Source organism: Egibacteraceae bacterium, from assembly GCA_040905805.1.
Lineage (GTDB): Bacteria > Actinomycetota > Nitriliruptoria > Euzebyales > Egibacteraceae > DATLGH01.
Genome location: JBBDQS010000111.1, coordinates 12,538 through 24,438 on the forward strand (window position 1 = coordinate 12,538; position 11,901 = coordinate 24,438).

The window sequence follows — 11,901 nt, forward strand, 5'->3', positions numbered from 1 at the left end:
GCCGAAGTGCACCGGGCGCGGCGAGGCCGACGAGCGTCTCGGGCGGGGCCGCCCCGGCGAGCGCCATACAGATGAAGAGGACGAGCGCGGCGCCCGAGCCGGTAAGGAGCACTGCCGCGAGCGCGCACCCCGCGACGGCCGCGGCTGCCCCCGCACCCGTCGACGAGGCCTTCGCCGCCCGCTACCCCGACCACGCCGACGCGCGGCAGGTCGACACCGAGCCCTCGACGTTTCACTGGGCGGTCATCGTCGGCGTCAACGACTACCAGGGACGGACCGGCAGCACCCTCGGGTCGGTGGCCGACGCGCACGTGCTCCGCGACGACCTGTTCCGGCGAGGATGGCGCGACGACCAGGTGCTCGTCCTGACCGACGGGGCGGCCACCCGCGACTGGGTCGTGCGCGCTCTGGAGTGGTTGTCGCGCAAGACCGACGACCGGTCGACGGTGGTGTTCAGCTTCTCGGGGCACATGCGCCACTCCGCGGGGAACTCGGCGATATGGCCGGCCGACAACGCCTACCTCTGGAACGCCGACTTCGGCCGGATGATCGGCGCGGTGCGCGCCGACCGCATGTGGATCAGCATGCAGGGATGCCACGCCGAGGGGATGCGCGCGGCGGGGGTGGAGGGTCCGAACCGGGTCGTCACCTACTCGTCGGAGACCGCCGAGAAGTCCCACGAGGATCCCGAGGTCGGCCACTCCGTGCAGGGTAACTACCTGTTCCGGGAGGGCCTCAGCCAAGGGTGGGGCAACCACGGCAGGCCTGATGGCGTGAGCGTGCAGCAGGCCTTCCAGTGGGCCGCACCGCGCGCCAACACCAGGACCGCCGGGTTGCAGACGCCGGTGATCGTCGATGACCTCGGGGGGCCGTTCACCCTGGAGATCACCGGACCGCCCTCCAGGTGATCGACGCGCGGCGCCGGACGCCGCGCGTACGCTGGTCGGCGATGGCTGACTTTCGCGAGCTGATGACGGCCCCGAACGCCCTGGCCCTGATCGTCCAGGGTGCGTTGGAGGCCGAGGGTCTCCATGTGGTCGTGGATCGCCAGGAGCGCAGCCCCTTCGGGCTCGACTCGGGCTGGTTCGCGACCAGGGTGCTGGTCGCGGCCGGCGACCTGCAGCGCGCGCAGGAGCTACTCGCCGAGATCGACGCGTCCGAGGACTGACCCCTGGCCCGCCTGGCGGCAACTTGCGGGGTGCACCGGGCTATCCTCCCGTACATGTCCTCCGATGAGATACTCGTCAAGAGCCCCGACGGCCACGATGCCCGCCTGCCCGCGGGCGCCACGGCCCAGGAGGCGCTGCAAGCCATGGGCGCCATCCGCGGGCAGGTGGTGGCCGCAGCGGTCGACGGGGCTGTGCGTGACCTCGCCACGCCGGTGTCCGACGGCGCCACGGTCGAACCCCTGCCGGCCGACTCCGACCGGGGCCGCGAGATCCTGCGCCACTCGGTCGCCCACATCATGGCCCAGGCCGTCACGGACCTGTTCCCCGAGGCGAAGTTCGCGATCGGCCCACCGATCGCCGACGGGTTCTACTACGACTTCGACGTGGCCCGGCCGTTCACGCCCGACGACCTGGAGCGCATCACCGACCGGATGCACGCGATCATCCGGGAGAACCAGGGCTTTCGCCGCCGCGAGCTGGGCCGTGACGAGGCGCTGGAGCTGTTCGCCGACCAGCCCTACAAGCGCGAGCTGATCGAGCGCGCCACCTCCGGGGAGGGCCTCTCCGGCGACGAGACCGCCGACGTGGAGCCAGGCGCGACGGGCACCGTCACCATCTACGACAACATCCGCCCCGACGGCAGCGTCTGGCCGGACCTGTGCCGTGGCCCCCACATCCCCACCACCAAGTGGGTCCCCGCCTTCGCCCTGCAGCGGGTCGCCGGCGCCTATTGGCGCGGCGACGAGCAGCGCCCGATGCTGCAGCGCATCTACGGCACCGCCTGGGAGTCCAAGAAGGCCTTGAAGGCGCACGTGGAGCGCATCGAGGAAGCCCGCAAGCGCGACCACCGCAAGCTCGGGCGCGAGCTGGAGCTGCTCGTCTTCCCCGAGGAGCTCGGGCCGGGCATGGCCATCTTCCTGCCGAAGGGCGCCATCGTCCGCCAGGAGATGGAGAACTGGATCCGTGCCGAGACGCTGCGGCGGGGGTACCAGCCGGTCTACACCCCCCACATCGCCCGTGAGGAGCTGTGGCAGACCTCGGGCCACCTGCAGAACTACGCCGAGCTGATGTTCCCCGGCATGGAGGTCGATGCGGCGACGTACCGCCTCAAGCCGATGAACTGCCCGTTTCACATCCTGACCTTCAACTCACGGACCCGCAGCTACCGCGAGCTGCCCCTGCGCATCTCCGAGCTCGGCACCGTCTACCGCTACGAGCGCTCCGGGGTGGTCAACGGGCTGCTGCGGGCCCGCGGCTTCACACAGGACGACTCGCACATCTTCTGCACCGCCGAGCAGGTCGTGGACGAGGTCGCCGGCTGCCTCACCTTCGCCCGCGATGTCTTCACCGCCTTCGGGCTCGGCGAGCCCTCCCGGGTCGCGGTGTCGACCCGCCCGGCGAGGAAGTCGATCGGCACGGACGAGCAGTGGGCCCACGCCGAGGCGGCGTTGACGCGCGCCGTCGCCGACTCGGGGATCACCTACTCGATCGACGAGGGCGAGGGCGCGTTCTACGGCCCGAAGATCGACGTGCACGCGCGTGACGCGATCGGCCGGGAGTGGCAGCTGTCCACCATCCAGGTGGACTTCAACAACCCCGAGCTGTTCGACATGGCCTACGCCGGCGAGGACGGCTCGCCCCACCGACCGTTCATGATCCACCGGGCGCTGTTCGGCTCCCTCGAGCGCTTCTTCGCGGTGCTGTTGGAGTCCACCGCGGGTGCGTTCCCGGTGTGGCTGGCGCCGGTGCAGACCGCCGTGGTGCCGGTCGCCGACCGCCACCACGGGTACGGGGAGCGGGTGGTCGCGGCCCTGCGCGCGCGGGGCCTGCGCGCGGAGCTGGACGCCTCCGACGACACGATGGGGGCCAAGATCCGCAAGCACCAGCTGGCCAAGGTGCCCTACCAGCTGATCGTCGGCGACAGCGAGGTCGAGGCCGGCACCGTCGCCGTGCGCCCGCGGGTCGGCGACCAGCGCAAGGACGTCGCGCTCGGGGACTTCGTCGCCGAGCTGGTGGACGAGGTCGCGGAGCGCCGGTGAGCAGCGAGCCACGCCGGGTCGACGAGCAGCGCCTCGACGAGCTGCAGCGCCTGTGGACGCCGTGGCGCATGGCCTACATCCGCGACCCGGACCGCGAGACCACCGGCTGCCCGTTCTGCGTGCTGCCTGCCGGCGACGACGACCGCGCGGCCCTGATCGTGCACCGGGGTGAGACCGGCTTCGTGATCCTGAACGCCTACCCCTACAACCCCGGCCACCTCATGGTGGTTCCCTACCGCCACGTCGACGCCTTCGACGCGCTGACCGGCGATGAGGTCTGCGAGATGGCGTTGCTGTCCCAGCGGGCGGTCCGCGCGCTGAAGGCGTGCTCCGACCCGCACGCCTTCAACCTCGGCGTCAACGTGGGCGGTGTGGCCGGCGCCGGCATCGCCGACCACATCCACGGCCACGTCGTGCCGCGCTGGGGCGGCGACACCAACTTCATGCCGGTCATCGCCGGCACCAAGGTCCTGCCCGAGCTGCTCGACGAGACCTACGACCGCCTCGCGCCCGCCTTCGCGGCCACCTGACAACCGGCGGGCCGCTGCGCATCGCGCCCCCGGCCTGTCGGTGAGCGAGCGAGAGACCCTCAATTTTGAGGATGACGCCAGGGCTCAAGGACGCTTCGCTGGGAGCCGAGGGTCAGAGGTAGCGGCCCGCAGACGACCAGCCGCCATCACCGAGGAGGACACATCCCATGATGCGCGAGCGCGTCGCCATCCTGCGGGTGGCCCTCATGGTGTCCGACTTCGGCGTGGTCGTCCTGGGGTTCGTCGCCGCGTCGCTGCTGCGGTTCGGTGGTGCCTGGCCCGAGGTCTGGGCGGGCTTGCTGCCCTCGACGGGTCCGGTCGTGGTGGCGTTCGGCGTCGCAGCCGTTGGCATCTTCGCCGCGGCCGGCATGTACCAGCCCCGCCTGCGGTGGTCGCTGCGCACCGAGCTGCACGACCTGCTGCGCACGGGCGCGATCCTGCTGGCACTCACCTTCACCCTGCTGTACTTCTTCAAGCTCGACGACGTCAGCCGCTGGTTCCTGGCCGTCTACTTCCCGCTGGTCGCCCTGGGGCTGTCCGGTGCGAGGCTGGCGGTGCACCTGGCCTTCCGGTGGGCGCGCTCCCGGGGCCGCGGAGCCCGCAACCTCCTGATCGCCGGCTCGGGCCCCCAAGCCGACCAGTTCCTCGCTTGGTGCGCCGCCCATCCCGACCTGGGGATCAGGGTCGTCGGCTACCTCGACGACGACGACCACGGCCTCGGCAGCCACCACCGCCTCGGCAAGCTGGAGGACCTGCCCCGCGTGCTGGCCGACACCGTCGTCGACGAGGTGGCCATCTGCCTGCCCCTGGCCCGGTGGGCGGTGATCGACTGGCTGGCGCAGGTGGGCGAGGAGCAGGGCAAGCTCGTCCGCATCCCCATGGGCGCGTTGAACCGGACCGTGGCGAAGGGCCGATTCGAAGAAGTGGACGGCCTGCCGATCCTGTCGCTGATCGCCAGCCCCGATCGTGCGCTGGCCCTGGCCGTCAAGCGCGCGTTCGACCTCGTCGGCGCGGCGCTGCTGCTGGTCGCGACCGCGCCCGTCCTCCTGCTGAGCGCGGCGGCGATCCTGGTCACAGAGGGCCGGCCCATCCTGTTCCGCCAACCACGCAGCGGCCTGCACGGCCGGGAGTTCGGGGCCTGGAAGCTGCGCACGATGGTGCCCGACGCCGAGCGGCTCAAGGCGGGTCTGCTGGCCCACAACGAGCGCCAGGGTCCCGCATTCAAGCTGCGCCACGATCCCCGCGTGACCAGAGTGGGGCGCTGGCTGCGCGCGACCAGCATCGACGAGCTGCCGCAGCTGTACAACGTTCTTGCCGGCCACATGTCCCTCGTCGGGCCGCGACCCGCCGACGTCGAGGAGGTACGCGTCTACGACCTGCCCCACCGCCGCCGCCTCTCGGTGCGCCCCGGCCTCACGGGCCTCTGGCAGGTCACCGCCCGCGACGAACCCGACTTCGAGCGCTGGATGGAGCTCGACCTGCGCTACATCGACACCTGGTCGCTGTGGAAAGACCTAACGCTGATCTGCCGGACCCCGCTCGCTCTCATCCGCTCCCCCGGCGAATAGCCAGGACGATGGGGACAGCGACCACCTAAGGCTTTAAGGTGTGCGGGGCGACCGGACGGAGAGCCAAAGGGGGCAGCATGGCAGGCACTCGTCCAGACATTGGAGAACCAGTCAAGCGCGCGGTTCGGCAAAGATGTGGGTTTGGTTGCGTTGTATGCGGAATCCCGTTGTACGAATACGACCACATAATCGACTGGGCGCAGACGCACCAGCATGTTGCCGACGAAATAACGCTGCTGTGTGATCAGCATCATCGTGAGAAGACAAACGGGCTCTTGCCCAGGTCCGTCGTCGGAGACGCCAATGCTGCGCCGTTCAACCTGCGGGCTGGCGCTTCAGCTCCTTACAACTTGCACTACTCAGGCGAGCAGTGCGAATCGGCGGTGGGTTCAAACCAGGTGACGTCGTCTACTGCGGCCGACTGCGCTGCTGTTCTAGTCGACGGGGTGCCGTTGGTGGCCTTCCGGTTCGAAGACGGCCACTATTTGCTGAACGTTATGCTCTTCGATGAGCAGAACGAACTCGTCCTCAGGATTCTCGACAACGAGTTGGTCTATGTGCCAACGCCTTGGGATATTGAGTTCGTTGGCACTCGCCTTATCATCCGATCCGCGGCGAGAAACATATTTATAGACATAAAGTTCGAGCCGCCAGCGCGCGTCGTGCTCGACCGCGGACGGTTATTGCTGAATGGAGTGGAGCTGATAATCAGACCTGATTATCTGCTGCTGGTGAACAATCGCGGGCTATTCCGCGAGAATACGGCGGTAAATGTACCCGTCACGTTCAATCTCGGCGTCGATGGACGTGACGTGCCGTCGGCCGTGCGTTGCCCTGCGATACCTCGGTACGGCGTAAACCGTGAGGAAGCGCTGGCTTGGGCTCGTGAGAACGTCGGTCTGAGCGGCGACGACCTGCTCAGCGATGGGCCGTCTTAATTACAACTAAGGTTGCTCGTGCGGTGGTGCCGGGTTGCGCACATCGGCGATGAACCCGGACACGGGAGGCCAGGAGTGACGCCATGCAAAGGCCCAGAACAGCCCGAACAGCAAGGCGAGATAGGCCACGGTCGCGGCAGTAGTGGGCGCTCCCCAGTGCTCGAGCAATCTCGCGGCGGGGCGAGCCAAGAACGCGCCAGCCACCAGCACCACGCTCCCGACCAGTGACCCTCGGACGGAGGCAGCCCGCAGCACCGGCCAGAAGAGCCCGAGTTGACGGTGCACCTGACCAAAGATCAGCACCTGCGTGACTACGGCGCTCACAGTCCAGTAGAGCGCGACGGAGACGACTGTGAACGAGAAGGGAGCAGCGAGAATCACGAGCAGCCCGAGGGACGCGGTGTGCGCCCACACCGACCAGGCAGCGTGCCGCTCGAAGCCCGTCGCCTGGAGCGCATACCAAAAGGGGACATTGAGCAGCGTGATCAGGTTCCAGATTGCAAGAACCTGCGTGGTCGTCGGGGCGCCTTGACCAAGGGTCGGGAACAACAGCGGGATGGCAAGGCCTGCTGTACCGATCAGCAAGCCCAGGCTCGACCCGCCGACGATCGCCACGAGAATGAGGGTCAGTTGCATGAGACGGACCATCTCCGCTCGATCCCGGGCTTGGCTGAGAGACGCGAGCGACGGATACAGCACGGTCAGGCCCGCGGTGATGAGGTCGCGAGCTACTCGGGTCACCCGCATAGCCACATCCCACACGGCGACACCGGGCAGCCCGAGCATGAATGCCACGATCACCCTCGCGAGTGGCTCTCGGACCAACGATCCGATGGCAATGCTGTAGAAGTGCCAACCGCGGCGCGCCGTGCGTGCTGTTTGTCTCACCCATTCGCCACGAGACAACGCGGTCTCCGCCGCCGCCCACTGTGGATGATGACGATGCAGCCGCCTGCGGAGCAGGGCCAACCCGACCGCGTTCGCAACGAACGTTCCCGCGCTGAGACCTTCGATCGGCACGCCGGTCAGGGCCCCGCCCAACGCCCCAGCCACCATCAGTATGGGCGTGAGCGCTCGGACACCGTGGGTGAATGCCGCATCTTGGAGGCCCGACAGCACCGCATCATCGAGCTGCAGGATGAGCTGCAAGGCGGACGCAGCCATGAGGACAAGCAGCGCACCGACGAGGGCAGGGGCTGGGTACACACCCTTTACGGCGTCCGATATGGCTGGGCTGCTAAGGAGCAAGACGACGAATCCGGCGGCAAGAAGTAGGAGATAGAGTCCCTGGGCGCACGAGTGATCGGCCCGCCGCTCCCGCAGTGTGGAATGGTCCGTTCTCGGGTTGACCTCTCTTCTGAGAAGCTGACTGAACCCGATGTCTGCAACGGCGATGACGGTCGAGAGCGCCGAGATCAGGCCCCAGAGACCGACGACCTCGACGCCGTAGCGGCGCAGCAGAAGGGGGTAGAGCGCGAGATACCCGAGGCTAGGTACCGCAAGGCGCAGGGGACCCAGCAAGACCGACTTGCCGATGTCCCTGCGCATGCGCGAAGGCCCATAGTCCGGGGGATCCATCGACACGCGTGAGCGCTCTCAGGTTTTCAGGCAGTGGATGATCGCTCGGCCCCGTTCGCTCATATCCACCAGCCGGGTGGTCGTGAACCCAACACTGTGCAGTCGCTCGCACTCCTCTCCATACGTGCCGTGCCCTTCGTACACGACTTCCGAAAAGCGTCCGAGGAATGCAGCCAGCCGCTCCTTGTCGTTCACCCAGTTCATGACGTTCAGCGCGAAAACGATGTCCGGACGAAACGCCTCCAGCTCCGGTTCCCATGCCTCCGGCTCGTCGAGGTCCTGATGCTTGAACTCCGGGGATACGCCGAAGGCCTGCGCTACCTGCCGAGCGCCATCCAATATCTGTTGATCGATGTCCACAGCCAGCGCCGCAGCGGCTCCCTCCTCTGCCAGCAGATGAGACGACAGCAATCCGAGGTTGCAGCCGAGCTCCAGGACCCTCTTGCCACGGTAGTCGGTGACGCTCCGCAACACCTCCCACCGGGGTTTCCACGGTCGCTCACCGGGGAACGTATAACCATCGATCTCCAAGGAGTAGTACGCCAAGAAGTGACCAGGAGCGCTGGCAGCCGACTCTTGTGCCGTGATCCACGCCCGTCGCAAGAGGTCGAGGTGGCGTCCTGCGCCGGGTGGGAGGGTCGGCATAGGGACCGACCGCCGACGACTGAGCGCCCGCCGGGCCCGGGAGGCCGGGCCCTGCGACAGCTGCTGCTTGGCCAGGTACTTCAGGATGGTCCTCAGGGACGCGTACAGAGGAGTCGATCCGACGCGCACCCCGAGAATCTGTCGGAGTAGCGCCTTGACCGGCCTTTCGCGGCTGGCTTGGTCGAAGTCGATCAGCGATACCGCACCCGATGCTGAGATGATGATATTGCCCGGTACAAGATCATTATGGCTGATTCCGCGCAGAGATAGCCTCACCAGGAGGACCATGAGTCGGCCGGTCGTGAGAAGGCTGCGTCCAAACGTCAGCCGTGCCTTCTCCAACGTGATGCCTGGCACGTGGCGGATGACAAGGCACTCACAGCAACCTGTCTGCTTGAAGTCGATTGCCTCAGGGACGCCAGGAATCCCGGCGGCGGTGGAGAGGGTGGCGAACTCGCCGGATGGCTCCAGAGCGCGCACGTGGCCGGCGGGTGGCCTCTCCCCGGATAGCAGCACCTTATAGAGGAGCGAGCCGACCTGATACACCCGTCGGGCAGGGTCGATGTGACTGGATGCCACGAGGTTCGCGGCCGGTATGCCTAGGCTGTACAAGCAGGTCGTCCACGCCGCGTCGGGGGCGGAGCGAGGGTCAAGGTCGGACATCTAACGCATCGCGGGGGATTCAGGCTTGCTCATACCGGCAGCATATCGTCAGCCACCGAGCGGAAACCGCCCATGTCCCCTCCCCGACGTGTCCTCATAGCCCACAGTGGTGGCGATCTCTACGGGTCCGACCTCGTGTGCCTCCGAGTGGCGATCGGAGCGAGGGAGGCCGGCTGGGACGTCGACGTCATGATCCCCCGGCATGGGGCGCTCAGCGAGGCCCTGGAGGCCGCCGGGATCCGGTCCCACATCCTGGACCCGATCGTGCTACGACGCTCCGAGCTGAGGGGAGCGAGAGCGGCCCTGGTCCCCGCTCGCTGGGGAAAGCAGCTCGCCGCGCTTCGACAGTTCAGCGGGCGCCGGCGGTCGGACCTCGTCCATTCGAACACGTCCATGGTCCTGGGAGGCCTGTGGCTGGCCCGGCGCTGGCATGTCCCGCATCTCTCGCACGTCCACGAGATCTTCTGGCAACACCGCGCAGTGGTCGGCGGTGTCGAACGACTCCTGGTCCGATCAGATGCGATCATCTGTGCGTCCAAGGCTGTGCGAGAACAATTCCGGTCGCCTGCGTGCAGGCGTCGCTGTCGGGTCGCCCACTCCGGCGTCGAGGTGCCCGACGTGCTTGTTGCGACAACCCCATTGATGCGTGCTGTCCCCCGCGTGGTGTGCGTCGGCCGGCTCAGCGACCTGAAGGGCCAAGACCTGCTGATCGACGCCGTGCATCGCTGCGCCGCGAACGGTCAGCCGATGGATCTCCACCTCGTCGGCGACGTCTACGCTGCAGAGGATCAGCACAAGCGGCGTCTGCAGGCTCAGGTTCGTCGGCTGGGTCTCCAGGATGTCGTGCACTTCGAGGGAGAGCGTCGCGACGTCCTGCGGTTCGTCGCTGACAGTGACGTTCTCGTGCTTCCCTCCCGCCGTCCGGAGGCCTTCGGCATGGCCCTGGTGGAGGCGATGGCCCTGGCCCGGCCCGTGATCGCGAGCGCAGCGGGTGGCCCCCTCGAGATCGTGACTCATGGCCGCGACGGGCTGCTCGTGGCTCCTGGCTCGATCCGTGAACTGGCCGACGCGCTGAGACAGCTCGTCGACGAGCCCGAGCGTGCTCGAGCAATGGGGGAGCAAGCCCGTCGGCGCGCACGCAGCTTCACCGTGGCCGCGATGGTGGATGCGGTGCTGGCGGTCTACGACGAGGTGGCCGATGGCCGTGGTCGGGGTGGCCGCGAGGGCGGGGGCGTGCGATGCGTATAGCACTGGTCGGGACCCGCGGCGTGCCCGCCCGGTACGGTGGCTTCGAGACGGCCGCAGAGGAAGTGGGTGCCCGCCTGGCCGCCAGGGGCCACGTAGTCCGGGTCTACTGCCGCAATCCCGGGCAGACGACATGCCGGTACCGGGGCATGCACCTTGTGAACCTGCCTGCAGTGCGGCTGAAGGTCCTGGAGACGCTCAGCCACACGGCCCTGAGCGTTGCCCACGTCTGCCTGCATGGAGCGGACGTCGCCATCGTGTTCAATGCTGCGAACGCTCTCTTCTTGCCGCTGCTGGCCGCCCGCCGCGTGCCCGTCGCCGTGCACGTCGACGGTCTCGAGTGGAAGCGGGGCAAGTGGGGACCCACAGGCCGGCGCTACTACCTCGCCAGCGAACGACTCGCGGCGCGCTGGGCTGACCGTCTCATTGTGGACGCCCAAGCGATCGGGGACTACTACCAACGCCGATATGGGCGTTCAGGGTCCTACCTGCCGTACGGCGCTCCGATCACGTGCGCCGATGCCCAGGAGCGGCTGGCGCAGCTGGCCCTCAGCCCTCGGACCTATCACCTGGTCGTGGCGCGCCTGGAGCCTGAGAACCACGTGGACGTCATCGTGGCGGCCCACCGTCGGTCCAGCGCCCTCCTGCCCCTGGTGGTGGTGGGTGGCGCGCGCTACGGTGAACGGTACGTCCGACGCCTCAACGAGATCGCCGCTCAAGACGAGCGGATCCGGTTGGTGGGTGGCATCTGGGACCAACAGCTGCTGGATGAGCTGTACGTCAATGCGGCCACCTACATCCACGGGCATTCGGTTGGTGGTACCAACCCCTCGCTGCTGCGTGCCATGGGGGCCGCCACGCCGGTCCTTGCGCTCGACGTCGCATTCAACCGCGAGGTACTCGGCGACACCGGCGCCTACTTCCAGGACGCCGCCACGCTCGCCGCGCTGATTGAAAAGGCAGAAGTCCATCCCGCCCGTGCGGCGGCTCGCGGCCGGTCGGGTCAGGACCGCGCGAGAAGTCTGTACGACTGGGATGCGGTGGCGGCCGGCTACGAGCGGCTCTGTCTCGACCTCGCCCAGCGGCCATCGAGGAGAACTCCACCGTGAGATCTCACGGTATCCCGACGGGTCACACCGGGGCATGCGCCGGTCATAGCCGCTTGAGCGCTCGGGCGAGGGGCGCCATGATCGGGAGCACTGCCCGTGGTACATAGCGGCGGGAAACCCGCTTCGCCTCTTCTGCGGCCTGCTCTGAGCGACTCGCGTTCGAGGCGTGCACGCGGAAGTCCGCTACCGTCACCTCGCTGACACAGGGCCGTTCGGACGCCAACGCCCGTATGGCGAAGTCGAAGTCTGCCGCGTACCGGTACCGCTCGTCGAAGCCGCCGAGCTGCCAGAAGAACGATCGCTGAACCAGCGTCGCCGGGTGCGGATAAGGCAGGTACCCGCAGGCAGCCGTCAGGAACGGACCGAGGCGCCGTGGGGGCCGGTACATCCTGATCGGTTCCAGTCGCACATCGGTCA

General features: G+C 67.9%; 11 protein-coding genes. 8 read left to right on the forward strand and 3 right to left on the reverse strand.

The genetic code is table 11. The features are described 5' to 3' along the window. Positions 1-71: 71 nt before the first annotated feature. The 6 genes from WD250_12610 to WD250_12635 all read left to right on the forward strand — a co-directional run bounded on the left by WD250_12610 (position 72) and on the right by WD250_12635 (position 6,244). On the forward strand, positions 72-908 hold the full coding sequence (locus tag WD250_12610) for a caspase family protein (GenBank protein MEX2621046.1): 837 nt from the start codon (positions 72-74) through the stop codon (positions 906-908). Between the two features lie 41 nt (positions 909-949). Further along, on the forward strand, positions 950-1,168 hold the full coding sequence (locus WD250_12615; protein ID MEX2621047.1) for a DUF2007 domain-containing protein: 219 nt from the start codon (positions 950-952) through the stop codon (positions 1,166-1,168). A gap of 54 nt (positions 1,169-1,222) precedes the next feature. Further along, positions 1,223-3,208 carry a threonine--tRNA ligase gene (gene thrS / locus WD250_12620; GenBank protein MEX2621048.1) on the forward strand — a complete coding sequence of 662 codons (1,986 nt, stop codon included), beginning with the start codon at positions 1,223-1,225 and terminating at the stop codon, positions 3,206-3,208. Beyond that, on the forward strand, positions 3,205-3,738 hold the full coding sequence (locus WD250_12625) for an HIT domain-containing protein (protein ID MEX2621049.1): 534 nt from the start codon (positions 3,205-3,207) through the stop codon (positions 3,736-3,738). Before thrS ends, WD250_12625 begins: the two co-directional genes overlap by 4 nt. Before the next feature lie 167 nt (positions 3,739-3,905). Then, complete coding sequence (locus WD250_12630) at positions 3,906-5,306, forward strand: sugar transferase (protein ID MEX2621050.1); 1,401 nt, start codon at positions 3,906-3,908, stop codon at positions 5,304-5,306. 167 nt (positions 5,307-5,473) lie between these two features. Next, positions 5,474-6,244, forward strand: coding sequence for an HNH endonuclease signature motif containing protein (locus tag WD250_12635; GenBank protein ID MEX2621051.1), 771 nt, complete (start codon positions 5,474-5,476; stop codon positions 6,242-6,244). Positions 6,245-6,250: 6 nt separating this feature from the next. On the opposite strand, the gene WD250_12640 is transcribed toward WD250_12635, so the two are convergent. Together WD250_12640 and WD250_12645 are read right to left on the reverse strand one after the other, a co-directional pair. Beyond that, positions 6,251-7,792, reverse strand: a complete 1,542-nt coding sequence (locus tag WD250_12640; GenBank protein ID MEX2621052.1) for a hypothetical protein — start codon at positions 7,790-7,792, stop codon at positions 6,251-6,253. Between the two features lie 48 nt (positions 7,793-7,840). Then, positions 7,841-9,130: a methyltransferase domain-containing protein gene (locus WD250_12645; protein ID MEX2621053.1), complete on the reverse strand. Its 1,290-nt coding sequence runs from the start codon at positions 9,128-9,130 to the stop codon at positions 7,841-7,843. Between the two features lie 393 nt (positions 9,131-9,523). On the opposite strand from WD250_12645, the gene WD250_12650 reads away from it, so the two are divergent. Together WD250_12650 and WD250_12655 are read left to right on the forward strand one after the other, a co-directional pair. Further along, a complete protein-coding gene (locus WD250_12650) occupies positions 9,524-10,378 on the forward strand; it encodes a glycosyltransferase (GenBank protein ID MEX2621054.1) in 855 nt (284 codons plus the stop codon). Beyond that, a complete protein-coding gene (locus WD250_12655) occupies positions 10,369-11,484 on the forward strand; it encodes a DUF1972 domain-containing protein (protein MEX2621055.1) in 1,116 nt (371 codons plus the stop codon). Before WD250_12650 ends, WD250_12655 begins: the two co-directional genes overlap by 10 nt. A 43-nt stretch (positions 11,485-11,527) precedes the next feature. On the opposite strand, the gene WD250_12660 is transcribed toward WD250_12655, so the two are convergent. Continuing rightward, a partial coding sequence (locus WD250_12660; GenBank protein MEX2621056.1) for a hypothetical protein occupies positions 11,528-11,901 on the reverse strand: 374 nt, incomplete at its 5' end.